This window comes from Pseudonocardia sp. ICBG601 (assembly GCF_020496245.1).
Map to the genome: position 1 here is coordinate 1 of NZ_JAHLJA010000090.1, position 25,594 is coordinate 25,594.

The window sequence follows — 25,594 nt, forward strand, 5'->3', positions numbered from 1 at the left end:
GGACGACCCGACGCGGCTCGTCGACGCGGCACTGGTCGTCGACGCGACCGGGGCGCCGTCGCGCCTACGGCCCGGCCAGGCGGGCGGGACCGAGCAGACCGCCTGGGGGGTCGTCGTCGACGAGCGGCGGCCGCAGCACCGGTGGTGCGGCCCGGCGAGGCCGTCTTCATGGACTGGCGCTCCCCCGGCCCGCACCGCCCGGGTGGACGGACTGCTGCCGACGTTCCTCTACGCCGTCCCCTACGGCGACGGCACCGTCCTGCTGGAGGAGACCTCCCTCGCGCGACGGCCGGGGCTGCCGCTTGCCCGAGCTGCGCGACCGCTCGCGGCCCGGCTCGCGGGGGCCGGCGTCACCGTGCCCGACGGCGCCCCCGTCGAGCGGGTGCGCTTCCCGGTCGACACCCCGCGCGGTCCGCGGCACCCCGTCGGGTTCGGGGCGGCGACCCCCGCTGGTGCACCCGGCCACCGGGTTCAGCGTCGCCCCCGCGCTCGGGCTGGCCCCCCGGCTGGCCGCGGAGCTGGCCCGGCACCTGCCGCACGATCCCGCCGCCGCGACGACGGCGGCCCGGCGGCTGCTCTGGCCCCGGTCGGCCCGCGCGTGCACCGGCTGCGCCGGCACGGGCTGCGCACCGTGCTGGAGATGCCGCCGCACCTCGTGCCGGACTTCTTCGGACGCGTTCTCTTCGCCGGGCGCAGCGGACGCGCGTTCCTCACCGGCCGCGACGACCTGACCGGCACCCTCGCCGGAATGGCCGGGTGTTCCGGGCCGCTCCGCCGGCCGTGCGTAGCGCATGCTGCGATCAGCTGCCGCATTCCACCCGAACGGGCGATGACGGGAGGGACTCGGGACAAGTTGATCGGATACAACGTAGTAACGTCGTCGCACGCGGTGACGCCGGCCGCATGCCCGGCGACGCGCGACCGTTCCCCCGGGAGGCACCTGTGTCCGCATACCAGACCATCGTCGTCGGCACCGACGGCTCGGCGACGTCGTTCCTGGCCGTCGAGCGCGCCGCCGGGGTGGCCGCCGACAGCGGCGCGAAGCTGGTCATCGTCTCCGCCTACACCCCGGCCAGCCGCGAGGACACCTCGGCCGCGGAGGACGCGCTGAAGGACGAGGCCTTCCTCGTCACCGGCTGGACCCCCGCCGAGGAGGCGCTGCGCGAGGCCGCCGACCGGGCCGCCGCCGTCGGCGCGAAGGACGTCTCGACCTTCGCCGAGGACGGCGCCCCGGTGGACGTGCTCCGCAAGGCCGTCAAGGAGCACCGCGCCGACCTCCTCGTGGTCGGCACCGCGGTCTGAACACGTTCTCCGGGCGGCTGCTCGGCTCGGTGCCCGCCGACGCGACCCGCCGTGCCGGCGTGGACGTGCTCGTCGTGCACACCACCTGATCGCGTGAGGTCCGAGCCCGGGTCGTCCCGCCCCCTGCCCCATCCGCCTCGATCGACTGGAGCGAGGTCGACGACGGGGCGCTGGACGAGCTCATCCTGGGCGTGCCCCGCGAGTTCACCCGCGACGAGCTGGTGGAGGCCGCGGGGCTCGACCCGGAGGAGTCGGGGCGGCTCTGGCGGGCGCTGGGGTTCACCGACTCCGAGCCGGGTGACCGCGTCTACACCCGGGCCGACCTCGAGGCCGCCCGGATGGTCACCCGGCTGAGCCGGGAGTGGCTGCCCGAGACGGTCGCCCGCGAGGCCGTCGCCCGGGCGCTCGCACAGTCGATGTCCCGGCTCGCCGAGTGGCAGATCGGGATGCTCGCCCAGGTCGCCGCCGCGCACCTCGGGGAGCTGACCCCGCGCGACGCGGCGCGGCTCGCCGCCGAGGTGATCCCCGACCTGGAGGCGCTGCAGTCCTACGTGTGGCGGCGCCACCTCGCGGCGACGGCGTCGCGCTGGGTCGCCGGGGTGCAGCGCCGCGACGTCGCCGACATCGTCGCCGACACCTGGCCGCTGTCGGTCGGGTTCGCCGACATGGTCGGGTTCACCCGCCCACCCGCCGTCGCGGCATGGACGAGCTCGGCGAGATGATCGAGCGTTTCGGGGCCGTGACCAACGAGGTCATCGCGAACGGCCGGGGCCGGGTGATCAAGACCGTCGGCGACGAGGTGCTCTTCGTGACCGAGCACCCCGCCGACGCGGCGGCCATCGCGCTCGGCCTGCGGGACCGGGTCCGGACAGAGCCGTCGCTGCCCCTGCTGCGGATCGGTCTCGCGCACGGCATGGTGCTCGCCCGCTACGGCGACGTCTACGGCGAGGTCGTCAACGTCGCGGCCCGGCTCACCTCCGAGGCGCGCCCGGACACGGTGCTCGTCGACAAGGAGATGTACGACGCGCTGCGCGACGACCCGCGCTTCGACCTGCGGCGGATCGCGACCCTGCACACGCGCGGCTACTCCCACCTGCGGGCCTGGGCGCTGCGCGGGGCCCGCGAACGCTGACCGTGTCGACCCGGTTCACCTGGTTGATTCAGTTGACCTGAACCCGGGTCGAGGTGACAGCCTCGATCACCATGACGAGCACGACGGGCAGCACGACGAGCACGGTGACCACTTCGGTCGCCGCGTACCTCGACCTCGTCGGGGTCGACCGGGCGACACCGGACCGGGCGCTGCTCGACCGGCTCGTGACCGCGCACGTCGCGACCATCCCGTTCGAGAACCTCGACCCGTTCACCGGGGTCGAACCGCCGACCACCGCCGACGGTGTCGCGGCCAAGCTGGTGCACGGGCGGCGCGGCGGCTGGTGCTTCGAGCACAACCGGCTGCTGCACGACGCCCTGGCCGACCTCGGTCTGCGGGTGACCCCGCTGGTCGGGCGGGTCCGGCTGGGCCTGGCCGCCGAGGACCCGCCGACCGAGCGCACCCACCGGCTGACCCTCGTCGACACCGTGGAGGGCCGCTTCACCGTCGACGCCGGGTTCGGCTCGACGGTGCCGACCACCGCGCTGCGGCTCGTCGCCGGGCTCGAGCAGCCGACCCCGCAGGCGACCTACCGCTACGCCCGCGGCGACCACGGCAGCTGGGTCCTGCAGCGGCGCGGCGGCGACGGTGGCTGGGCCGACCAGTACACCTTCGACCTGGCCCCCGCACCGACATCGACTTCGCGATGGGCTCCTGGTACCTGACCCACCACCCGGGGTCGCACTTCCGGACCGGGCTCGTCGCCGCGCGCACCACCCCGGAACGCCGGACCACCCTGGACGGGACCCGGCTCACCGTGCGCACCGCCGACCGCGCCGCGCAGCGGCACGACCTCACCTCCCCGCCCGGGTCCGGGACGCGCTGGAGACGTACTTCGGCATCGACACCGGCGGCGTCGCCGGGCTCGAGGACCGGCTGCGGGAGGTCTACTTCCCGTGAGACGACGACGGGCCGGACCCCCGGATGTCGGGGATCCGGCCCGTCGGGTCGGTACGGGTCCTCAGACCCGGAAGCCGAGGGCGCGCAGCTGCTCGCGGCCGTCCTCGGTGATCTTCTCCGGGCCCCACGGCGGCATCCAGACCCAGTTGATCCGGACGTCGTCGACGAGGCCGCCGTCGGGACCGGCGGTGAGCGCGGAGCGGGTCTGCTCCTCGATCACGTCGGTCAGCGGGCAGGCAGCCGAGGTCAGCGTCATGTCGATGACCGCGGTACCGCCGTCCCGGTCGATGCCGTAGACGAGGCCGAGGTCGACGACGTTGATGCCCAGCTCGGGGTCGACGACGTCCTTCATCGCCTCCTCCAGGGCCTCCAGGGTCGCGCCGTCACCGGCGTCGGCCCGGGGGCGGCTCGGGCATGCCCGCCGCCCCGCGCACCACGTCCTCGGAGGTGCTCTGTTCGGTGGTCTCGCTCATGCCGGACTCCCCTCGGAGTTCTCGATGCTGGCGTCGGTGCGGCTCACCGCGTCCTTGAATGCCATCCAGCCCAGGAGAGCACACTTGACCCGCGCCGGGTACTTGGCGACGCCGGCGAAGGCCACGCCGTCGCCGATGACGTCCTCGTCGGGCTCGACCTTGCCGCGTCCCTGGGCCATCTCCTGGAACGAGGCCATGATCTTCCACGCCTCGCCGACCGACTTCCCGGCGACCAGGTCGTGCAGCACCGACACCGAGGCCTGGCTGATCGAGCAGCCCAGCGTCTCGTAGGAGACGTCGGTGACCACGGCACCCTCGGGACCGTCGTCGACCTTGACCCGCAGCGTGACCTCGTCCCCGCAGGTGGGGTTCACGTGGTGGGTCTCGGCGTCGTAGGGCTCGCGCAGGCCGGACCCGTGCGGGTCGCGGTAGTGGTCCAGGATGATCTCCTGGTACATCTGCTGCAGCTGCACGTCACACCGTCCCGAAGAACGTCTGGGCGGCGCGCACCCGCCCGTCGGCCAGCGCGGTGACCTCGTCGAGCGTGTTGTACACCGCGAACGACGCGCGGGCACTGGCCACGATGCCGAAACGCCGGTGCAGCGGCCACGCGCAGTGGTGACCCACGCGGATGGCGACGCCGGCGTCGTCGAGCACCTGGGACAGGTCGTGGGCGTGGATGCCGTCCACGACGAACGACACCGCTCCCCCGCGCTCGCCGGGCGTGGCCGGACCGACGATGCGCAGCCCGTCGATCGCCGACAGCTGCTCGAGGGCGGCCGCGGTCAGCGACGCCTCGTGCGCGGCGACGGCCTCCATCCCGATCGCCTCGAGGTAGTCGGCCGCGGCGCCGAGGCCGACGGCCTGCGACGTCATCGGCACCCCGGCCTCGAACCGCTGCGGGGGCGGGGCGTAGGTCGCGCCCTCCATCCGGACGGTCTCGATCATCGAGCCACCCGTGAGGAACGGCGGGAGCGCCTCCAGGAGCTCCCGGCGGCCGTAGAGGACGCCGACCCCGGACGGCCCGAGCATCTTGTGCCCGGAGAAGACCGCGAAGTCCACCCCGAGCCGGTGCAGGTCGACCGGCATGTGCGGCACCGACTGGCAGGCGTCGAGCACGGTGAGTGCCCCGACCGCGGCGGCGCGGGCCACCAGCTGTGCGACCGGCGCGACGGCACCGGTCACGTTCGACTGGTGGGTGAAGGCCACGACCCGCGTCCGGTCGGTGAGCTCGAGCGAGTCGAGGTCGATCCGGCCGTCGTCGGTGACGGAGTACCAGCGCAGGGTCGCGCCGGTCCGCCGGCACAGCTCCTGCCACGGGATGAGGTTCGCGTGGTGCTCCAGCTCGGTGACCACGATCTCGTCACCGGGGCCGAGCGCGAACCGCTCGGAGGCGGCGTCGAGCCCGGTCCGGACCGGCGTTGCCGAGGCCGTAGGCGACCAGGTTGACGCCCTCGGTCGCGTTCTTGACGAACACGACCTCGTCGTCGTTCGCACCGACGAACGCCGCGATGCGTGCCCGGGCGGACTCGTAGGCGTCGGTGGCCTCCTCGGCGAGCTGGTGCGCGACCCGGTGGACGGCAGCGTTGTGCCGCTCCAGGAACGTGCGCTCGGCGTCGAGCACCTGGCGCGGCCGCTGGGAGGTCGCGCCGGAGTCGAGGTAGACCAGCGGCTTCTCCTCGCGCACGGTGCGCGCGAGGATCGGGAAGTCCGCCCGGATCCGGGCCACGGCGTCGGCGTCCAGGCCGGCCGTGGTTCCGGTTCCGTGGGTGAGGGTCATGTCAGGCCGATGCCTTCTGGCGCAGCCTTCTTGTCGCTGCACTCGCCTGGGTGAACCGGACGTAGCCGTTCTTCTCGAGCTCGTCGGCCAGCTCCGGGCCGCCGGACTCGACGACGCGGCCGCCGGCGAACACGTGCACGCGGTCCGGCTTGATGTGGTTCAGGATCCGCGTGTAGTGCGTGATCAGCAGGACGCCGGTCTCGCCGCTCGGAGCGGTACCGGTTCACGCCCTCGGACACGACGCGCAGGGCGTCGACGTCGAGGCCGGAGTCGGTCTCGTCGAGCACGGCGAACTTCGGTTCAGCAGCTCGAGCTGGAGCACCTCGTGGCGCTTCTTCTCACCGCCGGAGAAGCCCTCGTTGACCGAGCGGTCGGCGAACTCCGGGGAGATGTCGAGGCCGGCCATGGCCTCCTTGACCTCCTTGACCCAGGTCCGCAGCTTCGGCGCCTCGCCGCGGGTGGCGGTGGCCGCCGAGCGCAGGAAGTTCGCCATCGACACGCCCGGGACCTCGACGGGGTACTGCATGGCCAGGAACAGCCCGGCCCGCGCCCGCTCGTCGACCGACATCTCCAGGACGTTCTCGCCGTCCAGGAGCACCTCGCCGCCGGTGACGGTGTACTTCGGGTGCCCGGCGATGGCGTAGGCCAGTGTGGACTTGCCGGAGCCGTTCGGCCCCATGATCGCGTGCGTCTCGCCCGCGCGGACGGTGAGGTTCACACCGCGCAGGATCTCCTTGGGACCGTCCTCGGCCGTCTCGACCGAGGCGTGCAGGTCCTTGATCTCCAGAGTGGACATCGGTGGTGGTCGCTCCGTATTCGGGAAAGGGTGTGGGATCAGACGCCGGTCAGGGCGAGCTCGGCCTCGACGGCCGCTTCCAGTCGCTCCTTGAGCTCCGGCAGCGTGATCTTGTTCAGGACCTCGCCGAAGAACCCGCGGACGACGAGGCGGCGGGCCTGGTCTCGGGGATGCCGCGGCTGCGCAGGTAGAACAGCTGCTCGTCGTCGAACCGGCGGTGGCGCTGGCGTGGCCGCGCTCACGATCTCGCCGGTCTCGATCTCCAGGTTGGGCACGGAGTCGGCGCGGCAGTGCTCGGTGAGCACCAGGTTCCGGTTGAACTCGAAGGTCTCGGTGTTCTCGGCGGCGGCCCGGATCAGCACGTCGCCGATCCACACCACGTGCGAGGAGTCCTTCGTGAGGCTCTGCAGCGCGTTCTTGTAGAGCACGTTGCTCTTGCAGTTCGGCACCGCGTGGTCCACCAGCAGCCGCTGCTCAGGTGCTGGCCGGCGTCGGTGAACCCGAGCCGATGAGCTCCGCGTCGCCGCCGGGGCCGGCGTAGCGCACGGTCGAGGAGACCCGGACCAGGTCGCCGCCCAGCTGGACGGTGGTCCCGCGCAGCGTGGCGTCGCGGCCCGACGAGTAGTGCTCGGCGCCCACGTGCACGGCGTCGTCGGCCCACTCCTCGGTGACGACCAGGGTGAGGTGCGAGCCGTCCGCGAGCACGACCTCGGTGTTGTCGGCCAGCACGCCCGAGCCCCGGTGCACGACGACGACCGTCGCCTGCGTGTGCGGGGTGGTGCGGATGTGCAGGTGACCGGCCGCGGAGACGCCCTCGCCGGGGCCGTCCACGGTGATCGTGACCGGCTCCACCTTCTCGCCGTCCAGGGTCACGACGGTGGCCTCGGCGAAGCCGGACCACGCGGCGGCGGCGACCCGGTCGAAGGGCGTGCCGCCCTCACCGAGACGGGCGTCGTCGCGGCCGACGGTCTCCACCGTGACCCCCGCGGCCTCGGTGACCGTGACCGGGCGTGCCCTGCAGGTCGGCCGACCCGTCGTGCAGGCCCTTGAGGCGCGCAGCGGGGTGAACCGCCAGTTCTCCTCGCGGCCCCGGGGACCTCGAACGCCTCCACGTCGAAGGACTGGAAGCGCTCGCCGGCCGAGGCGATCGGGACCTCGCCCTGCCCCTCCTTGGCGCCCTCAGCTCGGGCGCGAGGCCGGCAACGTCACTCGTCGTCATCCGACGGAACCCTCCATCTGCAGCTCGATCAGCCGGTTCAGCTCCAGCGCGTACTCCATCGGCAGCTCGCGCGCGATGGGCTCGACGAACCCGCGCACGACCATGGCCATGGCCTCGTCCTCGGTCAGACCGCGGCTCATCAGGTAGAAGAGCTGGTCGTCGGAGACCTTGGAGACGGTGGCCTCGTGCCCCATCGACACGTCGTCGTTGCGGATGTCGACGTAGGGGTAGGTGTCGGAGCGGAGATCGTGTCGACCAGCAGCGCGTCGCACTTCACCGTGGACGGGAGTTGCGTGCGCGCGGGTTGACCTGGACCAGGCCGCGGTAGGACGTACGGCCGCCGCCGCGCGCCACCGACTTCGACACGATCGTCGAGGAGGTGTTGGGCGCGAGGTGGACCATCTTGGCGCCGGCGTCCTGGTGCTGGCCCTCGCCCGCGAACGCGATCGAGAGGACCTCGCCCTTGGCGTGCTCGCCCATCAGCCACACGGCCGGGTACTTCATGGTCACCTTGGAGCCGAGGTTGCCGTCGACCCACTCCATGGTCGCGCCCTCCTCGGCCTTGGCGCGCTTGGTGACCAGGTTGTAGACGTTGTTCGACCAGTTCTGGATCGTGGTGTAGCGGCAGCGGCCGCCCTTCTTGACCACGATCTCGACGACGGCCGAGTGCAGCGAGTCGGTCTTGTAGATCGCGCGGTACAGCCCTCGACGTAGTGCACGTAGGCACCCTCGTCGACGATGATCAGCGTCCGCTCGAACTGGCCCATGTTCTCGGTGTTGATCCGGAAGTAGGCCTGCAGCGGGATGTCGACGTGCACACCCGGCGGGACGTAGATGAACGAACCGCCGGACCAGACCGCGGAGTTCAGGGCGGAGAACTTGTTGTCACCGGACGGGATGACCGAGCCGAAGTACTCCCGGAACAGCTCCGGTGCTCCTTCAGCGCGGTGTCGGTGTCCAGGAAGATGACGCCCTGCTGCTCGAGGTCCTCGCGGATCGAGTGGTAGACGACCTCGGACTCGTACTGCGCGGCGACACCGGAGACCAGGCGGGCCTTCTCGGCCTCGGGGATCCCCAGCTTGTCGTAGGTGTTCTTGATGTCCTCGGGCAGGTCCTCCCAGGTGGCGGCCTGCTTCTCCGAGGAGCGCACGAAGTACTTGATGTTGTCGAAGTCGATCCCGGACAGGTCGGAGCCCCAGCGCGGCATCGGCTTCTTGCCGAAGATGTCGAGCGCCTTCTGCCGGAATTCCAGCATCCACTCGGGCTCGTTCTTCAGGCGGGAGATGTCGGCGACGACGTCGGAGGACAGGCCACGCTTCGCGATGGAGCCCGCCTCGTCGGAGTCGGCCCAGCCGAAGTCGTACCGGCCGAGCGCCGCGATCGTCTCCTCCTGCGTGAGCTCGGTGCGCACATCAGGAGTGGTCGTCATAAGGACTGCCTCCCTTTCGGGGACCGTGGTGGTGGGAGCTGCGCGGTACCCGCGGCTCCCCTGTCCCGTACCCGCGCGAGGAGTTCGGGATCCTCGAGCGGCACGTGTGTGGTGCACGCGGCGTCGCCGCGGGCGATCGTGGCCAACCGCTGCACGTGCGTGCCCAGCAGATCGGCGAAGGCACGCGTCTCGGCCTCGCAGAGCTCCGGGAACTCGGTGGCCACGTGGGCGACCGGGCAGTGGTGCTGGCACAGCTGCACCCCGAACCCGCCGCGCCGGGTCTGTGCGGCGTAGCCGCGGGCGCTGAGCACCCGGGCGAGCGCCTCGACCCGCTCCGCGGGCTCCGCCGGAGCGGTCACCGCGTCGAGGTCGGACCCGAGCAGCTCGCGCACCCGGTGCCGGGCGAAGGCGTCGACCGCCTCCTCCCCCGCCGTGTCGGCGAGGAAGCGCAGAGCCTGGGTGGCCAGGTCGTCGTACCCGTGCCCGAACCGGACCCGGCCCGTGTCGGTGAGCAGGTACTCCCGGGCCGGACGACCCCGGCCCCGCGGCCGGGCGGACCGGGCCGGGGCCCGGGCCTCCGCCTCGCCGTCGACGATCAGCGCGTCGAGGTGCCGGCGCACGGCGGCCTCGGTGAGCTCCAGCTCGGCCGCCACGACGGCGGCCGTGACCGGACCCTGCTCCATGAGCACCCGCGCCACGAGGGCACGGGTACCCGTCCCGGATCCGGCGGGCACCACGGCGTCGCCCGCGACGCCGTGCCCGCAGGCAGGGTCGTCGAGGCGCCGCGGCGCTGTCCGGTCCGTTTTCACAACACCAGTGTTGCGTATATCGGTCGGCACGGCAAAACAGGCCCCCCGCCGCGGTGACCGGGCTCACTCCACCCGCAGGTGAGGGCCGGTACCGGACCCCCCGCGACGGCACCACTAGCCTCTTCTCCCATGGTGACGCCCGAGGTCGCCCCGCCCGGGCGCGACGACCCCCCGACGCGTGCGGCGCCGTCCGATCCCCCAGCCGCACCGCCGTCGACCGGCCACCGGGCCCGGCGCGGCCTGCGCGAGCAGGCCCGGATCGCGCGGATCCTCAGCCTGACCGGCGCGCTCCTGATGGGGATCAGCGCACTGGGTTCCGGGGCGTTCCCGTGCCGAACCCGCTGAACGGGCTGCGCGTGATCGGGCTGCCCGCACGCAACGTCACCCTGGCCATCGCCGTCACCTACGCGGGCCTGCTGATGGTGGTCACCGCCTGGCTGTGGATCGCCCGGATGCTCACGACCCGCGGGGCGCGGCACCCCGCGCCCGAGCGTCGCGAGCTCGGCCGCACCGCGATCCTGTGGGGGGTGCCGCTGGCCCTGGCGCCGCCAATGTTCTCCAAGGACATCTACAGCTACCTCGCCCAGAGCGCGACGCTCGCCCGCGGGATCGACCCGTACTCGATCGGCCCGGCGCAGGCGCTCGGCATCGACGGCCCGCTGGTGCGCGGCATCCCCACGGTCTGGCGCGACACTCCGGCGCCCTACGGCCCGCTGTTCCTCGGCCTGGGGCGCGGGATCACCGCGCTGTCCGGGGACAACGTCGTCCTCGGGATCCTCGAACACCGGCTGCTGGCGCTCGCCGGGGTCGCCCTGCTGGTGTGGGTGCTGCCGCGGCTCGCGTCGCGCTTCGACCTCGACGCCGGGCTGGTCCTGTGGCTCGGCGCGGCGAACCCGCTGGTGCTGTTCCACATGGTCAGCGGCATCCACAACGAGTCGATCATGCTGCCGCTGATGCTGCTCGGGCTCTGGGTGATGCTCGGCCGCGACGACACCGTGCAGCCCTGGTGGCGGATCACCGCCGGCGCCGCGCTGATCGTCGCCGCCGCCTCGGTGAAGCTCCCCGCGCTGCTCGCACTGGGGTTCGTCGGCGTGTACCTGGTCCGCAGGCGCGGCGGCAGGCTCGTCGACTGGGCCGTGACGACCGCGTGGCTGTCCGCGATCGCCGCCGCGGTGCTGACCTTCTTCAGCCTCGCCACCGGGTTGGGCTTCAACTGGGTGCGCGGGCTGTCGGCGCCCAGCGCGCTCTCATCTCCCCCATGTCGATCAGCACCAACCTCGGCCTGCTCGCCGGCCAGGTCGGCAGGCTCGCCGGGCTCGGTGACCACCTCGACACCACGATGGGCCTGATGCGCAGCCTGTTCGTGCTGCCGATCGTGGTCATCGTCGTCGCCCTGCTGCTGGGCTGCCTGCGCGGCACGATCGACCCGGTCACCGGCACCGGGCTCGGGCTCGGCGCGGTCGTGCTGCTCGGCCCGGTCGTGCACCCCTGGTACCTGTTCTGGGCCCTGCTGCCGCTGGTCGTCACCCGGGCCATGCCGTTCTACCGCCGCGGCCTGCTGTTGCTGTCTGTGGTGCTGGCCCTGGTCGTGCCGCCCACCGGCGCCGACTTCTTCTTCCGCGGATTCCAGCTGCCGCTGGCGATCACCGCGGGCGCGGTCATGTACGCCCTCGCGCTGTACGTGGTCGCGCGGCTGATCCGCGCCCCCGGCGACGCGGCCGCCGACGGCCCCGGCGGCCCCGACCACCCCGACGACGCCGACGGCTCCGACAACACCGGCGCGGCAGCCACCCCGGGCGACGCCCCCGCCGGGACCCGCGCGGCCTCGGACACGGAGCCCGTCCGGTGAGCGCCGCCCTGGAGATCCGCGGCCTCGTCGTGCGCTACGGCACCACGACCGCCGTCGACGGGATCGACCTCGACCTGGCCCGCGGCGAGGTCCTCGCCCTGCTCGGCCCGAACGGCGCCGGCAAGTCCTCGACCGTCGAGGTGTGCACCGGCTTCCGGACGCCCTCGGCCGGGCGGGTGCGGGTGCTCGGCCACGACCCGGCCGACGAGACCGTCCGCCCCCGCGTGGGCGTCATGCCGCAGGGCGGCGGCGCGTACCCGGCCGTGCGGACCGGGGAGATGCTGCACCTGGTCGCCGACTGCGCCGCGCACCCGCTCGACGTGGACATGCTCCTCGACGTGCTCGGGCTACGACCGCGGGCGGGCACGCCGTACAAGCGGCTCTCCGGCGGGGAGCAGCAGCGCCTGGCGCTGGCCTGCGCCGTCGTCGGGCGCCCGGAGCTGGTGTTCCTCGACGAGCCGACCGCCGGTCTCGACCCGCAGGCCCGCCATCTGGTGTGGGACCTGGTGCGGGCGCTGCGCCGCGACGGCGTCGGGGTGCTGTTGACCACCCACCTGATGGACGAGGCCGAACAGCTCGCCGACGACGTCGTGATCATCGACCACGGCCGGGTCGTGGCGCACGGCTCGCCGGCGCAGCTGACCGCGGGCGACCAGACCGAGCTGCGCTTCCGGGCCCGGCCGGGGATGGACGTCGACGGTCTGGACGCCCGGCTGCCCGCCGGCTACGCCAGCTGCGAGACCTCCCCCGGCCGCTACCGGGTCCGCGGCCGGATCGACCCGGCCGCGCTCGCCGCCATCACCTCGTGGTGTGCCGACCAGGGCGTGCTCGCCGACGACGTCCAGGTCGTGCGCCGCAGCCTGGAGGACGTCTTCCTCGACCTCACTGGACGGGAGCTGCGCTCGTGAGGACCCCGCCGACGGCCCCGCCGTTCCCCGACGGCATGTTCACCCCCGCGCCCGGCCGCGGACGTGCGCTGACGATGCTGCGGGCCCAGGGCGGCCTGGAGACCCGGCTCGCACTGCGCAACGCCGAACAGGTGCTGTTGACCCTGCTCATCCCGGCGGCCCTGCTGGCCGGGCTCACGCTCGTCCCGGCGGTGCCCGCCCCGGAGCCGCGGGTGGCGTGGCTGTTCGCCGCCATGCTGGCGCTGGCCGTGATGAGTTCGGCGTTCACCAGCCAGGCCATCGCGCTCGGCTTCGACCGCCGCTACGGCGCGCTGCGCAGGCTCGCCGCGACGGCGCTGCCCCGCTGGCTGCTGGTGTGCGGGCGGCTGACCGCGGTCGCCGCCGTCGTCGTGATCCAGGTGGTGCTGCTCGGCGTGCTCGCCGCACTGCTGGGCTGGTCCCCGGCCGGGGCCCGGCTCGACGGCGCCGCGCTGGCCGTGCTGCTCGGCGCTGCCGCGTTCGGGGCGCTGGGCATCCTGCTGGGCGGGACGCTGCGGGCGGAGATCGTACTCGCCGTCGCCAACCTGGTGTGGTTCGCGCTGCTGCTGGCGGGCGGGATCGTGGTGCCGGTCGCGGACCTGCCGGGACCGCTGGCGGCGATCGCCCCGTGGCTCCCGTCCGGGGCGCTGGCCGAGGCGCTGCGGTCGGCGCTCGGCGCGGGTGAGTTCCCGTCGGCCGGGCCGCTGCTGGTGCTCACCGGGTGGGCCGTCGTCGCCGGGGTGGCCGCGTCGCGGCTGGTGCGCTGGACCTGAGCCGCATCTTCTACGATGCGTAGTGTGCTGTCGTCGCGCGTGCCCTCCACCCCGCCGGTACTGATGCGCCGGCTCACGATCGCGAACCTCGGCGCCCAGATCGGGATCGGGGTGACCGGATCGGTCGTGCGGGTCACCGGCTCGGGGCTCGGCTGCTCGACCTGGCCGCAGTGCGAGCCGGGCAGCATGATCCCGGTCGACCACGCCGAGATCGCGCCGCTGCACATGTGGATCGAGTTCTCCAACCGGCTGCTCGGCATCCTGGTCGTGCTGTTCGCCGGCGCCGCGCTGCTCGGGGCCCTGTTCACCCGGCCCCGCAGGCGCCGCCTCACCGCGCTCGCGCTGGCCATGCCGCTCGGCGTCGTCGCGCAGGCCGTCATCGGCGGCATCACGGTGCTCCTCGGGCTGGCCTGGTGGACGGTGATGCTCCACTTCCTCGCCTCGATGGTGCTGGTCTGGTTCTCGGTGCTGTTCGTCGGCGCGGCGACCGAGGCCGACGGCCCGGCGACCCGCACCGTGCCCGCCGTCGGGCGCGGGCTGGTGCTGTTCTCCACCGCGGTGCTCGCGGTGCTGCTCGTCGCCGGGACGCTGGTCACCGCGGCGGGTCCGCACGGCGGCGACCCGGAGACCCCGCGCCTGGACGTGCCGATCCCCGCACTCGCGCAGCTGCACGTCGACACCCTGTTCCTCTACCTCGGGACCCTGGTCGGGCTCGGGTTCCTGCTGCGCGCGGTGTCCGCCCCGCAGGCGCTGCAGCGCCGCTTCCGGGTGCTCGTCGTGGTCGTCCTCGCCCAGGGCGCGCTCGGCGGGGTCCAGTACGCCCTCGGGGTGCCGGAGCTGCTGGTGTCGCTGCACGTGCTCGGCGCCGGGCTGACCGCCGCCGCGGCCGCCTGGGTGTGGGCCGGGACCGCGACCCGGCCGGCCGCCGTCGACCCCCGCGCCACCCCGACCGGTGACCCGGCGGACACCGCCCCGGAGCCCGCCGCCGCGTCGGCCTGAGCCGGCACGGGTACGTCCGGACGACGTGCTGCGCGACCCGCTGCCGACCGACGGTCTCGTCGCGCGCACCGGGCGCGCGGCGGACCGTCTCCCGGATGCTGCGCCGCGACGCGTGCGGGCATGATCGGGCCCGGCAACAGCCGCGAGCGACGAGGAGGACACATGCGTGCGGTACGGGTGCGGGAGCCCGGCGGGTCCGAGGTGCTGGAGGTCGTCGACACCGACGCCCCGGTCCCGGGTCCGGGCGAGGTGCTGGTGGAGGTTGCCGCGGCCGGCGTGAACTTCATCGACACCTACCAGCGCGAGGGCATCTACCCGATGCCGACGCCCTACGTCGCGGGGCTGGAGGGCGCGGGCCGGGTCACCGCGCTGGGCCCGGACGTCGACGGCGTCGCGGTCGGGGACCGGATCGCCTGGGCCAACACCCTGGGCAGCTACGCCGAGCAGGTCGCCGTGCCGTGGGCGAAGGCCGTCCCGGTGCCCGACGGCGTCGCCGACGACGTCGCGGTCGGCGCGGCGCTGCAGGGCATGACCGCGCACTTCCTGGTCACCGACTGCTTCCCGCTGCGCGGCGGGGAGACGATCCTGCTGCACGCCGCGGCCGGGGGCGTCGGGCTGCTGCTCACCCAGCTGGCCGTCGCGAAGGGCGCCCGGGTGATCGCCACGACGTCGACGCCGGAGAAGGCCGAGCTGGCCCGCGGGGCCGGCGCCGACGAGGTGATCGACTACACCGCGGTCGACGACCTGGACGCCGCCGTCCGCGACCTCACCGGCGGCGAGGGCGTGCACGCGGCGTTCGACTCGGTCGGGCGCAGCACGTTCGACGCGAGCCTGGCCTCGGTGCGCCGTCGCGGCACGCTGGTGCTCTACGGCGCCGCGTCCGGCCCGGTCGAGCCGTTCGACCCGCAGCGGCTCAACGCGGCGGGGTCGCTGTACCTGACCCGCCCGAAGCTGTTCGACTACATCGCCACCACCGACGAGCTGCGCGCCCGCGCGGCGGCCGTGTACGGCGAGGTCGCCGCGGGCCGCCTCGGCGTACGGATCGGGCACCGCTACGGCCTGGCGGACGCCCGCACCGCCCACGACGACCTGCAGGGCCGCCGCACCACCGGCAAGGTGCTGCTCGTCCCCTGACGAGGCGCCACGGGGGTCGGTCCGCCGCGCTGCGTGCGGTAGAACCGACGGCGTGACCGACACCCCGTTCCACGACCTCGACGCCTACGTCGCACTCCCCCGCCTCGGCGGGCTCACCCTGTCCCCCGACGGGCAGCGCCTGGTCACCGGCGTCGCCGAACTCGACGCCGACGGCACCCGCTACCGGACCGCCCTGTGGGAGATCGACCCCGCGGGGGACGCCCCGGCGCGGCGGCTGACCCGGGGCGCGGCCGGCGAGTCCGGGCCGGTCTTCCCCCACCCCGACGGCGACCTGCTGTTCCGGTCCGCCCGCCCCGACCCCGACGCCACCGGGGAGACCGAGCCGCCGACCTCGCTGTGGCGCCTCCCGGCGGCCGGGGGCGAGGCCGAGCCCGCCGGGGCGCGGCCCGGCGGGATCTCCGCGGTCGCCGTCGCCGCCGACGCGGGGACGGTCGTCGTGTCCTCCCCCACGCTGCCCGGTGCCACCACGACCGAGGAAGACGAGCAGCGCCGCAGCGCGCGCACCGAGGGCAAGGTCACCGCGATCCTGCACACCGGCTACCCGGTGCGGCACTGGGACCACGACCTCGGACCGGCCGAGGAACGGCTGCTCCTGGCCACCCCCGGGGAGACGGACCCGTGGCGGGACCTCACCCCGGCGCCGGGCCGCGCGCTGGACGAGACCGCGTTCGACGTGTCCCCCGACGGCGGCTCGGTGGTGACCGGTTGGTACCGCGCGCACGGCCACGGCACCTGGCGGCCGGGTCTGCTCGTGGTCGACACCGCGACCGGGGAGCACCGCGACCTCACCGACGACGACGGCCACGAGTACGCCGCGCCCCGGATCAGCCCGGACGGGCGGACCGTCGTCGCGCTGCGCGAACGCGTCTCCACCCCGGAGGTCGCGCCGCGGACCGAGCTGGTCCTGGTCCCGCTCGCCGGTGGCGCACCGCGCCCGGTGGCACCGGGCTGGGACCGGTGGCCCACCGCGGCGCGCTGGACCCGCGACGGGTCCGCGCTGGTGGTCACCGCCGACGAGAACGGCCGCGGCCCGCTGTTCCGGATCGAGCTGGGCGCGACCGGGGAGGACGACACCGTCACCCGGCTGACCGGCGACCACGGCACCTACTCCGACCCGTGCCCGTCGCCGGACGGGCGGTGGGTCTACGCACTGCGCCACGCCTACGACGCGCCCCCCGCCCCGGTCCGGATCCCCGCCGACGGCCACGACGCCGTCCCGGAGTACCTGCCCGCGCCCGCCGCGGCGCCGGCACTGCCCGGTTCGCTGACCGAGCTGGAGACCACCGCCGCCGACGGCACCCGGGTCCGCGCCTGGCTGGTCCTGCCCGAGGGTGCCGACGCCGAGCACCCGGCCCCGCTGCTGCTGTGGATCCACGGGGGCCCGCTGGCCAGCTGGAACGCCTGGTCATGGCGGTGGAACCCGTGGCTGATGGCCGCACGCGGCTGGGCCGTGCTGCTGCCCGACCCGGCCCTGTCGACCGGCTACGGCCAGGACTTCGTCCAGCGCGGCTGGGGTGCCTGGGGCGGCGCGCCGTTCACCGACCTGATGGCCGCCACCGACGCCGCGACCGCCCGGCCCGACATCGACGACACCCGCACCGCGGCGATGGGCGGCTCCTTCGGCGGCTACATGGCCAACTGGGTCGCCGGGCACACCGACCGGTTCGCCGCGATCGTCACCCACGCCAGCCTGTGGGCGCTCGACCAGTTCGGGCCGACGACCGACCACGCCGAGTACTGGCTGACCGAGATGACCCCGACGATGGCGCAGGCCAACAGCCCCCACCGGCACGCCGACGCGATCGTCACCCCGATGCTGGTGATCCACGGCGACCGCGACTACCGGGTGCCGATCGGCGAGGGGCTGCGGCTGTGGTGGGACTGGTGCCCCGGCAGGCCGACCCGGAGGCCAACCCGCACCGGTTCCTGTACTTCCCCGACGAGAACCACTGGGTCCTCGCCCCGAACCACGCGAAGGTCTGGTACCGCACGGTGTGGGCGTTCCTGGACCACCACGTGCTGGGCACGGAGTGGGAGACCCCGGACCTGTTGCGCTGACCGGCCGCCGCCCCGGCGGGCTGCCGGTCCGGGCTCAGAACAGGACCGGCAGCCCCAGCGCGGCGTCGACGGCGATCGCCGCGAACAGCACGCACAGGTAGATGTTCGACAGGTGGAACAGCGGCATCGGGGAGATCTCGCCGCCGGACTTCACCTGGTGGTGCAGCCGGTGCGCACGGAACACGAAGTAGGCCCCGCCGAGCAGCGCCACCGCGAGGTACACCCACGACGTCACCGGCAGCAGGAGCAGGCTCCAGGCCACCATCACCCAGCTGTAGACCACGATCCGCACCGACACCGCGGGGCGCGGGCGCGACGACCGGGAGCATCGGCACCCCGGCGGCGGCGTAGTCCTCGCGGTAGCGCATCGCCAGCGCCCAGAAGTGCGGCGGCGTCCAGAAGAAGATCACACCGAACATGACCAGCGCGGGCCACTCGACGGTGCCGGTCACCGCGGCCCAGCCGATCACCACCGGCATGCAGCCCGCGGCACCGCCCACACGATGTTCTGCGAGGTCCGCCGCTTGAGCAGCATCGTGTAGACGAGCACGTAGAACGCGATCGCGGCCAGCGACAGCACCGCGGCGAGCCAGTTCGTGGTCAGGCCCAGCCACACCGAGCTCAGCGCGGCCAGGACCAGGCCGAACACCAGCGCGTTGCGGGTGGGGACCTGTCCCCGCGCCAGCGGACGGCGGGCGGTGCGCGCCATCTTCTGGTCGATGTCGGCGTCGACGACGCAGTTCAGCGCGTGCGCCGCGGCGGCGGCCATCGCGCCACCGACCAGGGTGGCCGCGATCAGCAGCAGCGACGGAACGCCGCGCTGGGCCAGGAACATGGCGGGCACGGTGACGACGAGCAGCTGCTCGATGATCCGCGTCTTGGTGAGGCCCAGATAGGCCGCCACCGTGGCGCGGACGCGGGCGAGGCGCCCGGTCGGTGCCGCCGGGACCACCACGGTCGTGGCGGGGGGCGTCGCCGCCGGCGCGGCGTCCGGTCCGGCCGGGACGTGCTCGGCCGGCACTCCGGCCTCGTCGGCCCGGCTCCGCCCTGACGCGGGTGCGCTCACCTGTTCGTACCTCGCTCGGTTCGACGTAGTGATCCCGTGCCGCGCCGCCCGAGGGGCCGCACCGGCTCGGTGCCGTGGACACCGGGTGGGTAGCCGCGGTGGCGACCTCCCTAGTTCTACAGCGCGTCGATGCTAACCGGTGGCATGCGTCGCGGGCCCGCCGGTACACCGACCTCGGCGCCCCGGTCCGCCGAACGCCACGAGGCGCAAAGCCGCAGGCCGCGGGCGTGAGCAGTAGGGTGTTCCGGGTCGGGGCGGCGAGGATGCCGCCAGGTGGTCCGGGTCACCACGACACCCGCCGACGTCGCCGCCACCGCAGTGGCCGCGACCACCGGGCGGACCTCGGGATCCACCACCGGCAGACCGACGATCGTCGACGCGAGTACAGGAGCCATCGCCTTGTCCGAGACCGCTACGTCCCCCCACGCCGGGGACAGCGCCGTCGCCGCGCTCACCCGCGCGCACGTCCCCCGACGACTGGACCGACCTCGAACGCAGGGCCGTGGACACCATCCGTGTACTGGCCGCGGACGCGGTCCAGAAGTGCGGCAGCGGACACCCCGGCACCGCGATGAGCCTGGCCCCGCTGGCGTACACGCTGTTCCAGCGCGTCATGCGCCACGACCCGGCCGACCCGGACTGGATGGGCCGCGACCGGTTCGTGCTCTCCGCGGGCCACTCCAGCCTCACCCTCTACATCCAGCTGTACCTGGCCGGCTACGGCCTGGAGCGCGAGGACCTCGAGAGCCTCCGCACGTGGGGCTCGCTCACCCCGGGCCACCCGGAGTGGGGCCACACCCGCGGCGTCGAGATGACCACCGGCCCGCTGGGCCAGGGGCTGTCCTCGGCCGTCGGGATGGCGATCGCCGCCCGTCGCGAGCGCGGCCTGTTCGACCCGGACGCCCCCGAGGGGTCCTCGCCGTTCGACCACCAGATCTACGTGATCGCCTCCGACGGCGACATCGAGGAGGGCGTCACCTCCGAGGCGTCGTCGCTGGCCGGCCGCCAGGAGCTCGGCAACCTCACGGTGATCTACGACGCGAACGAGATCTCCATCGAGGACGACACCAACATCGCGTTCAACGAGGACACCGCGAAGCGGTACGAGGCCTACGGCTGGCACGTGCAGGTCGTCGAGGGCGGCGAGAACGTCACCGGCATCCTCGCCGCGCTCGAGGCCGCGAAGGCCGAGACCGGCCGTCCGTCGATCATCGTGCTCAAGACCGTGATCGGCTACCCGTCGCCGAACAAGATGAACACCGGTGCCGCGCACGGCTCGGCGCTCGGTGACGACGAGGTCCGCGAGGTCAAGAAGGTCCTCGGGTTCGACCCGGACCAGGACTTCGAGGTCGACGCCGACGTCCTCGCCCACACCCGGGCCGTCGGCGAGCGGTCCCGCGCCGCGCACGACACCTGGCAGGGCACCTTCGACGAGTGGGCGCAGCGCGAGCCGCAGCGCAAGCAGCTGCTGGACCGGCTGCTCGCGAAGGAGCTCCCCGAGGGCTGGGCGGACGCGCTGCCGCACTTCGACACCGACGAGAAGGGCCTCGCGACCCGTAAGGCCTCCGGCACCGTGCTCGGCGCGCTGGCCGAGGTGCTGCCGGAGCTGTGGGGCGGCTCGGCCGACCTCGCGGAGTCGAACAACACCACGATGAAGGGCGTCGACTCGTTCGGCCCGAAGTCGGCCTCGACCGGCATGTGGACGACCTCCCCGTACGGCCGCACGCTGCACTTCGGTGTCCGCGAGCACGCGATGGGCGCGGTCCTCAACGGCATCGCCCTGCACGGCCCGACCCGCGCCTACGGCGGCACCTTCCTGGTGTTCTCCGACTACATGCGCCCGGCGGTCCGCCTCGCCGCCCTGATGAAGACCAACCCGATCTACGTGTGGACGCACGACTCGATCGGTCTGGGCGAGGACGGCCCGACCCACCAGCCGATCGAGCACCTGGCCGCGCTGCGCGCGATCCCGGGCCTGTCGGTGGTCCGCCCCGGTGACGCCAACGAGACCGTCTACGCCTGGAAGGCGGCGCTGGAGCGCCCGTCGGACGGGCCGATCGGGTTCGCGCTGACCCGCCAGAACGTGCCGACCCTGCCCGGCACCTCCGCCGAGGGCGTCGCGCGCGGCGGCTACGTGCTGTCCGACGCCTCGACCGGCGTCCCGCAGGTCGTGATCGTCGCCACCGGCTCCGAGCTGCACCTCGCGGTCGAGGCGCGGAAGAAGCTGGAGGCCGACGGCGTCGGTACCCGTGTGGTGTCCATGCCGTGCGTCGAGTGGTTCGACGCCCAGGACGAGGCCTACCGCGAGTCGGTCCTGCCGTCCGCGGTGCGGGCCAGGGTCTCGGTCGAGGCCGGGATCGCGATGCCGTGGCGCGGCATCGTCGGCGACGCCGGGCGATCGGTGTCCATCGAGCACTTCGGCGCCAGCGCCGACGCCGCCACCCTGTTCGAGAAGTTCGGCTTCACCGCCGACACCGTCGCCGACGCCGCGCGGGAGACCCTCGCCGCGACGACGGCGTGAAGGGAGCGAACGTGAGCAACGACCGACTGGCCGCACTCTCCGCGGCCGGAGTCTCCATCTGGCTCGACGACCTGTCCCGCGAACGGCTGACCTCGGGCAACCTGGCCGAGCTCATCGAGGACAAGCACGTCGTCGGGGTCACCACCAACCCGACGATCTTCGCGGGCGCGCTGTCCGACGGCGCCGCCTACGACGCCCAGGTCCGCGAGCTGGCCGCGCGCGGCGCCGACGTCGACACCGCGATCCGCGAGATCACCGTCGCCGACGTGCAGCAGGCCTGCGACGTGTTCTCCGGTGTCTTCGAGCGCACCGGCGGCGTCGACGGCCGGGTCTCGCTGGAGGTGGACCCGCGGCTGGCGCACGACACCGAGGGCACCGCCGCCCAGGCGAGCGAGCTGTCCAAGGCCGTCGACCGGCCGAACCTGCTGGTGAAGATCCCGGCGACCGAGGAGGGCCTGCCGGCCATTACCCGGGCGACCGCCGAGGGCATCAGCGTGAACGTGACGCTGATCTTCTCCGTCGAGCGCTACAAGCTCGTGATGGACGCCTACCTGACCGGCCTGGAGCAGGCCCTGGAGAACGGCCAGGACCTGGCCCGGATCCACTCGGTCGGCTCGTTCTTCGTGTCCCGTGTGGACTCCGAGATCGACAAGCGGCTCGAGGCGATCGGCGGCGAGCAGGCGCTCGGTCTGCGCGGGAAGGCGGCCGTCGCGAACTCGCGGCTGGCCTACGCCGCCTACCGCGACGCGTTCTCCGGCGCCCGCTGGAACGCCCTCGCCGCGAAGGGTGCGCACGCCCAGCGCCCGCTGTGGGCCTCGACCGAGGTGAAGAACCCCGACTACCCGGACACGCTGTACGTGTCCGAGCTGGTCGTGGACAACACCGTCAACACGATGCCGGAGAAGACCCTGCTGGCCTTCGCCGACCACGGCGAGGTGAACGGGGACAAGGTCACCGACACCGCCGGGGCGTCCCAGCAGGTCTTCACCGACCTGGAGGGCCAGGGCATCGACCTCGACGACGTGTTCCTCACCCTGGAGAACGAGGGCGTCGAGAAGTTCGAGAAGTCCTGGACCGAGCTGCAGGACACCGTCCGCGGCCAGCTCGACTCCGCGAAGTAGTTGGACGAGGTCACTCCCGGTGGCGACGGGGCCGACCTCGGCTCCGCCGCCACCGGCGGCCCGGCCGTACCCGCACCCTCCCCGGTGCGGGTACGGCTCGCCGGTGAGCCGTTCGCCGGGGCGGCCCGGCGGATCGCCGCCGAGCTGGCCGGCGAGACCGTCGCCTCCCGGCTCGCCGACGGCGACCCCAGCGTCTGGGGGCCCCGCGCAGCGGGTGCCCCGCCCCGCACCGGCTGGGCCGGGCTCGCCACCCGCAGCCGGCCACTCGTCGGCCAGGTCGCCGCGCTGCGCGAGCGGTTTCGCCGTCGCCGGTGCGCACCGGGTGCTGCTCGTCGGCACGCCCGACGCGGTCGCCGCGGCCCGGGTGGTCGCCGGGACCGCCCCGGACGGGACCCGGCTGACCGCACTGGACTCCGCGGACCCGGTGCAGGTCGCGGAGGCGCTGTCCGGGGAGCTCGCCGAGACCGTCCTCGTCGTCGCCGACGCGGCGGGCACCGACCCGGTCGTCGCGGCCGTCACCCGGGTGGTCGCCGCCGCGATCGCCGAGGAGGTCGGCGCGCAGGCACTCGCCGCGCGCACCGTGCACCTGACCGAGCCCGGCTCGCCGCTGGACGTCCCCGCCGACCCCGGTCCGGTCGTGGTCACCCTCGACGCCGACGTGCCCGGCCGTTTCGGCGTGCTGGGACCGCTCGGGCTGGTCCCCGCTGGGCTCGCCGGAGCGGACGTGCCCGCCGTCCTGGGCGACGCCGTCGCCGCCGAGCGGGCACTGGCCGCCGACGACCCGGACAACCCGGCGCTGCTGCTGGCCGGTGCGCTCGTCGCGGGCCGCGGCTCGCTGCTCGCCCTGCGCGACGTCGAGCGCTCCCCCGCCCTGACCGGCTGGCTGGCCCCGCTGCTCACCGCCGCCGGGCTCACCGTCGTGCCGGTGCCGCCCGACGAGCCGGTCGGCGCGGGCCCCGGCCCCCGCGAGCCCACCGCTCCGCGGGCGTCGTGGACGTGCACGCCGACGGCACCGGGCCGCGGCCCGGGCCGGGCCACGGCGCGGTGCGGCTCGACGCCGGACCGGGGGCCGCGGTCGTGCTGTGGCAGGCCGCCGCGGCGCTGGCCGGGCGGGTGCTCGACACCGACCCGTTCGCGCCCGCCCCACCCGCGCCCGCCGACGGCACCGACCCCGCGCCGTCGTTCGTCGACGGCGGGATCGCGGTGCACGCCGGGGACTGGCTGCCGGCCGGCACCCGCACCGTCGCCGGTGCGCTCGACGCGCTGGCCGCCGTCGCCGACGGGGCACCGGCGGTCGTCTCGGCCTGGCTGGACCCGGAGTCCGACGCCTCGGTCTCGGTGCTGCGCGGGCCACTGGTGGCCCGGCTCGGGCTGCCCGTCGCGTTCGGCTGGGCCCCGGCCTGCCGCAGCGGCGACACCGGTGCACCGGACGTCGCGGTGCACTGTCACCTGACCGGGAACGGATCCGGCGGTGATCTTCCGGGATCCGTCGGCGCGGGCGCCTCGCCGCCCGGCCCGGGACTGGATAGCCTGCACGCGGCACAGGCCCGGGCGGTCATCGACGACCAGCGACGCCGGGGACGTCCGGTGCTGCGGCTGCACCTGACCGACCGGCTCGCCGGGCTGGTCACCCTGGCCAGGGCCGTGACATCGACACAGACATCGGCACAGTCGTCGACAGAGCCGTGACCCGGTGTCCCGATCACGAGAACACCAGTACTAGGAGGGGCGATGCCCACCGCGAACGGCGGACGGACCAACCCGCTGCGCGACCCCCGTGACAAGCGGCTCCCCCGGATCGCCGGCCCCTGCGGACTGGTGATCTTCGGAGTGACGGGGGACCTGTCACGCAAGAAGCTCATGCCCGCGATCTACGACCTCGCCAACCGGGGACTGCTGCCGCCGGGCTTCGCCCTCACCGGTTTCGCCCGGCGCGACTGGGACAACGAGGACTTCGGCCAGGTCGTCTACGAGGCCGTGCGCGAGCACGCCCGCACCCCGTTCCGGCAGGAGGTGTGGGACCACCTCGCCGAGGGGCTGCGGTTCGTCCAGGGCTCCTTCGACGACGACGCCGCCTTCGACGAGCTGGAGCGCACCGTGCGCGAGCTCGACGAGAAGCGCGGCACCGGCGGCAACCACGCGTTCTACCTGTCGATCCCGCCGGGCGCGTTCCCGGTGGTCTGCAAGCAGCTCGCCCGCTCCGGACTGTCCGCCCAGGAGGACCCGGACGTCTGGCGGCGGGTCGTCATCGAGAAGCCGTTCGGCCACGACCTGACCTCGGCCATCGAGCTCAACGCCATCGTCAACGACGTCTTCCCCGAGGACTCGGTGTTCCGCATCGACCACTACCTCGGCAAGGAGACCGTCCAGAACGTGCTGGCGCTGCGGTTCGCCAACCAGCTGTTCGAGCCGATCTGGAACGCCCAACTACGTCGACCACGTCCAGATCACCATGGCCGAGGACATCGGCCTGGGCGGTCGCGCCGGCTACTACGACGGCATCGGCGCGGCCCGCGACGTCATCCAGAACCACCTGCTGCAGCTGCTCGCGTTCACCGCGATGGAGGAGCCGACGTCGTTCTCCTCCGACGAGCTGCGCGCGGAGAAGATCAAGGTCCTCAAGGCGGTCAAGCTCGCACACCCGCTCGACGCCACCACCGCCCGCGGCCAGTACGAGGGCGGCTGGCAGGGCGGCGAGCAGGTGCCGGGGCTGAAGGAGGAGGAGGGCTTCAACCCCGAGTCCACCACGGAGACCTTCGCCGCGATCACCTGCGAGGTCGAGAACCGCCGCTGGGCAGGGGTGCCGTTCTACCTGCGCACCGGCAAGCGCCTGGGCCGGCGCGTCACCGAGATCGCAGTGGTGTTCAAGCGTGCGCCGCACCTGCCGTTCGACGCGACGATGACCGAGGAGCTGGGGCAGAACGCCCTGGTCATCCGGGTGCAGCCGGACGAGGGCGTCACCATGCGGTTCGGGTCGAAGGTGCCGGGGCAGCCAGATGGAGGTCCGCGACGTCACGATGGACTTCGGCTACGGCAACGCGTTCACCGAGGCGTCCCCGGAGGCCTACGAGCGCCTCATCCTCGACGTGCTGCTGGGCGAGCCGTCGCTGTTCCCGGTGAACGAGGAGGTCGAGCGGTCGTGGGAGATCCTGGACCCGGTGCTGGAGCACTGGGCCGCCGACGAGCGCGGCCCGGGACTCCTACCCCGCGGGGTCCTGGGGTCCGACCTCGGCCGAGGAGATGCTCGCCCGCACCGGACGCCACT

18 protein-coding genes and 11 pseudogenes are annotated in these 25,594 nt (G+C 73.7%); 19 read left to right on the top strand and 10 right to left on the bottom strand.

Annotation, left to right across the window (positions count from 1 at the left end; translation table 11 throughout):
* From KPL57_RS72620 to KPL57_RS24190, 6 genes and pseudogenes are all read left to right on the top strand, one after another.
* Positions 1 to 409 (top strand): annotated as a pseudogene (locus KPL57_RS72620) (lycopene cyclase family protein); the annotation flags it as partial.
* Positions 303 to 731, top strand: coding sequence for a lycopene cyclase family protein (locus KPL57_RS67155; RefSeq protein WP_264198479.1), 429 nt, complete (start codon positions 303 to 305; stop codon positions 729 to 731). The pseudogene KPL57_RS72620 and the gene KPL57_RS67155, both read left to right, overlap by 107 nt.
* 211 nt (positions 732 to 942) lie before the next feature.
* A pseudogene (locus KPL57_RS24175) lies at positions 943 to 1,391 on the top strand (universal stress protein).
* Between the two features lie 102 nt (positions 1,392 to 1,493).
* On the top strand, positions 1,494 to 2,024 hold the full coding sequence (locus KPL57_RS24180; RefSeq protein WP_226353285.1) for an adenylate cyclase regulatory domain-containing protein: 531 nt from the start codon (positions 1,494 to 1,496) through the stop codon (positions 2,022 to 2,024).
* Positions 2,003 to 2,434 carry an adenylate/guanylate cyclase domain-containing protein gene (locus KPL57_RS24185; protein ID WP_226353286.1) on the top strand — a complete coding sequence of 144 codons (432 nt, stop codon included), beginning with the start codon at positions 2,003 to 2,005 and terminating at the stop codon, positions 2,432 to 2,434. The genes KPL57_RS24180 and KPL57_RS24185 overlap by 22 nt, the downstream gene beginning before the upstream one ends.
* A gap of 71 nt (positions 2,435 to 2,505) precedes the next feature.
* A pseudogene (locus KPL57_RS24190) lies at positions 2,506 to 3,188 on the top strand (arylamine N-acetyltransferase); the annotation flags it as partial.
* A 228-nt stretch (positions 3,189 to 3,416) separates the two neighbouring features.
* On the opposite strand, the pseudogene KPL57_RS24195 reads toward KPL57_RS24190, so the two are convergent.
* The 7 genes and pseudogenes from KPL57_RS24195 to KPL57_RS24225 form a co-directional block, all read right to left on the bottom strand.
* A pseudogene (locus KPL57_RS24195) lies at positions 3,417 to 3,828 on the bottom strand (metal-sulfur cluster assembly factor).
* Positions 3,825 to 4,301, bottom strand: a complete 477-nt coding sequence (sufU, locus tag KPL57_RS24200; protein ID WP_020624272.1) for a Fe-S cluster assembly sulfur transfer protein SufU — start codon at positions 4,299 to 4,301, stop codon at positions 3,825 to 3,827. Before sufU ends, KPL57_RS24195 begins: the two are co-directional and overlap by 4 nt.
* Before the next feature lies 1 nt (position 4,302).
* Positions 4,303 to 5,608 (bottom strand): annotated as a pseudogene (locus tag KPL57_RS24205) (cysteine desulfurase).
* A gap of 1 nt (position 5,609) precedes the next feature.
* Positions 5,610 to 6,404 (bottom strand): annotated as a pseudogene (gene sufC / locus KPL57_RS24210) (Fe-S cluster assembly ATPase SufC).
* A 38-nt stretch (positions 6,405 to 6,442) separates the two neighbouring features.
* Positions 6,443 to 7,552: pseudogene (locus KPL57_RS24215) on the bottom strand (SufD family Fe-S cluster assembly protein).
* A gap of 67 nt (positions 7,553 to 7,619) precedes the next feature.
* Positions 7,620 to 9,052: pseudogene (sufB, locus tag KPL57_RS24220) on the bottom strand (Fe-S cluster assembly protein SufB).
* Complete coding sequence (locus KPL57_RS24225; RefSeq protein WP_369804837.1) at positions 9,049 to 9,861, bottom strand: helix-turn-helix transcriptional regulator; 813 nt, start codon at positions 9,859 to 9,861, stop codon at positions 9,049 to 9,051. Before KPL57_RS24225 ends, sufB begins: the two are co-directional and overlap by 4 nt.
* Before the next feature lie 129 nt (positions 9,862 to 9,990).
* Here KPL57_RS24225 and KPL57_RS24230 point away from each other — a divergent pair, with 129 nt between their 5' ends.
* The 7 genes from KPL57_RS24230 to KPL57_RS24255 all read left to right on the top strand — a co-directional run bounded on the left by KPL57_RS24230 (position 9,991) and on the right by KPL57_RS24255 (position 15,542).
* Positions 9,991 to 10,206, top strand: a complete 216-nt coding sequence (locus tag KPL57_RS24230; RefSeq protein WP_226353287.1) for a hypothetical protein — start codon at positions 9,991 to 9,993, stop codon at positions 10,204 to 10,206.
* Positions 10,191 to 11,210 (top strand): polyprenol phosphomannose-dependent alpha 1,6 mannosyltransferase MptB, encoded by a 1,020-nt coding sequence (gene mptB, locus KPL57_RS67160; RefSeq protein WP_308252985.1) that lies wholly within the window; start codon positions 10,191 to 10,193, stop codon positions 11,208 to 11,210. Before KPL57_RS24230 ends, mptB (KPL57_RS67160) begins: the two co-directional genes overlap by 16 nt.
* The gene (mptB, locus tag KPL57_RS67165) at positions 11,120 to 11,710 is read left to right on the top strand and encodes a polyprenol phosphomannose-dependent alpha 1,6 mannosyltransferase MptB (protein ID WP_264198482.1); all 591 of its coding nucleotides are present in this window, start codon (positions 11,120 to 11,122) and stop codon (positions 11,708 to 11,710) included. The genes mptB (KPL57_RS67160) and mptB (KPL57_RS67165) overlap by 91 nt, the downstream gene beginning before the upstream one ends.
* Positions 11,707 to 12,618: an ABC transporter ATP-binding protein gene (locus KPL57_RS24240; protein ID WP_226353288.1), complete on the top strand. Its 912-nt coding sequence runs from the start codon at positions 11,707 to 11,709 to the stop codon at positions 12,616 to 12,618. The genes mptB (KPL57_RS67165) and KPL57_RS24240 overlap by 4 nt, the downstream gene beginning before the upstream one ends.
* Positions 12,619 to 12,653: 35 nt before the next feature.
* Positions 12,654 to 13,409, top strand: coding sequence for an ABC transporter permease (locus KPL57_RS24245; RefSeq protein WP_051050365.1), 756 nt, complete (start codon positions 12,654 to 12,656; stop codon positions 13,407 to 13,409).
* A gap of 15 nt (positions 13,410 to 13,424) precedes the next feature.
* On the top strand, positions 13,425 to 14,408 hold the full coding sequence (locus tag KPL57_RS24250; protein WP_374203778.1) for a heme A synthase: 984 nt from the start codon (positions 13,425 to 13,427) through the stop codon (positions 14,406 to 14,408).
* Positions 14,409 to 14,570: 162 nt separating this feature from the next.
* Positions 14,571 to 15,542 carry a quinone oxidoreductase gene (locus KPL57_RS24255; RefSeq protein WP_226353290.1) on the top strand — a complete coding sequence of 324 codons (972 nt, stop codon included), beginning with the start codon at positions 14,571 to 14,573 and terminating at the stop codon, positions 15,540 to 15,542.
* A gap of 180 nt (positions 15,543 to 15,722) precedes the next feature.
* On the opposite strand, the gene KPL57_RS24260 is transcribed toward KPL57_RS24255, so the two are convergent.
* Positions 15,723 to 16,082, bottom strand: a complete 360-nt coding sequence (locus tag KPL57_RS24260; protein ID WP_226353291.1) for a hypothetical protein — start codon at positions 16,080 to 16,082, stop codon at positions 15,723 to 15,725.
* An 18-nt stretch (positions 16,083 to 16,100) separates the two neighbouring features.
* Positions 16,101 to 16,643, bottom strand: coding sequence for a hypothetical protein (locus tag KPL57_RS24265; protein ID WP_226353292.1), 543 nt, complete (start codon positions 16,641 to 16,643; stop codon positions 16,101 to 16,103).
* A 349-nt stretch (positions 16,644 to 16,992) separates the two neighbouring features.
* On the opposite strand from KPL57_RS24265, the pseudogene KPL57_RS67170 reads away from it, so the two are divergent.
* Both KPL57_RS67170 and KPL57_RS24275 read left to right on the top strand, forming a co-directional pair.
* Positions 16,993 to 17,376 (top strand): annotated as a pseudogene (locus tag KPL57_RS67170) (alpha/beta hydrolase family protein); the annotation flags it as partial.
* 71 nt (positions 17,377 to 17,447) lie between these two features.
* Positions 17,448 to 17,621: a prolyl oligopeptidase family serine peptidase gene (locus tag KPL57_RS24275; RefSeq protein WP_226353293.1), complete on the top strand. Its 174-nt coding sequence runs from the start codon at positions 17,448 to 17,450 to the stop codon at positions 17,619 to 17,621.
* 34 nt (positions 17,622 to 17,655) lie between these two features.
* On the opposite strand, the pseudogene KPL57_RS24280 reads toward KPL57_RS24275, so the two are convergent.
* Positions 17,656 to 18,576: pseudogene (locus KPL57_RS24280) on the bottom strand (heme o synthase).
* Between the two features lie 613 nt (positions 18,577 to 19,189).
* On the opposite strand from KPL57_RS24280, the gene tkt reads away from it, so the two are divergent.
* From tkt to zwf, 4 genes and pseudogenes are all read left to right on the top strand, one after another.
* Complete coding sequence (gene tkt / locus KPL57_RS24285; protein ID WP_226353294.1) at positions 19,190 to 21,208, top strand: transketolase; 2,019 nt, start codon at positions 19,190 to 19,192, stop codon at positions 21,206 to 21,208.
* Positions 21,209 to 21,219: 11 nt separating this feature from the next.
* Positions 21,220 to 22,329 carry a transaldolase gene (gene tal / locus KPL57_RS24290; protein ID WP_226353295.1) on the top strand — a complete coding sequence of 370 codons (1,110 nt, stop codon included), beginning with the start codon at positions 21,220 to 21,222 and terminating at the stop codon, positions 22,327 to 22,329.
* A gap of 322 nt (positions 22,330 to 22,651) precedes the next feature.
* Positions 22,652 to 23,782, top strand: a complete 1,131-nt coding sequence (locus tag KPL57_RS24295; protein ID WP_226353296.1) for a hypothetical protein — start codon at positions 22,652 to 22,654, stop codon at positions 23,780 to 23,782.
* A 278-nt stretch (positions 23,783 to 24,060) separates the two neighbouring features.
* Positions 24,061 to 25,594 (top strand): annotated as a pseudogene (zwf, locus tag KPL57_RS24300) (glucose-6-phosphate dehydrogenase); the annotation flags it as partial.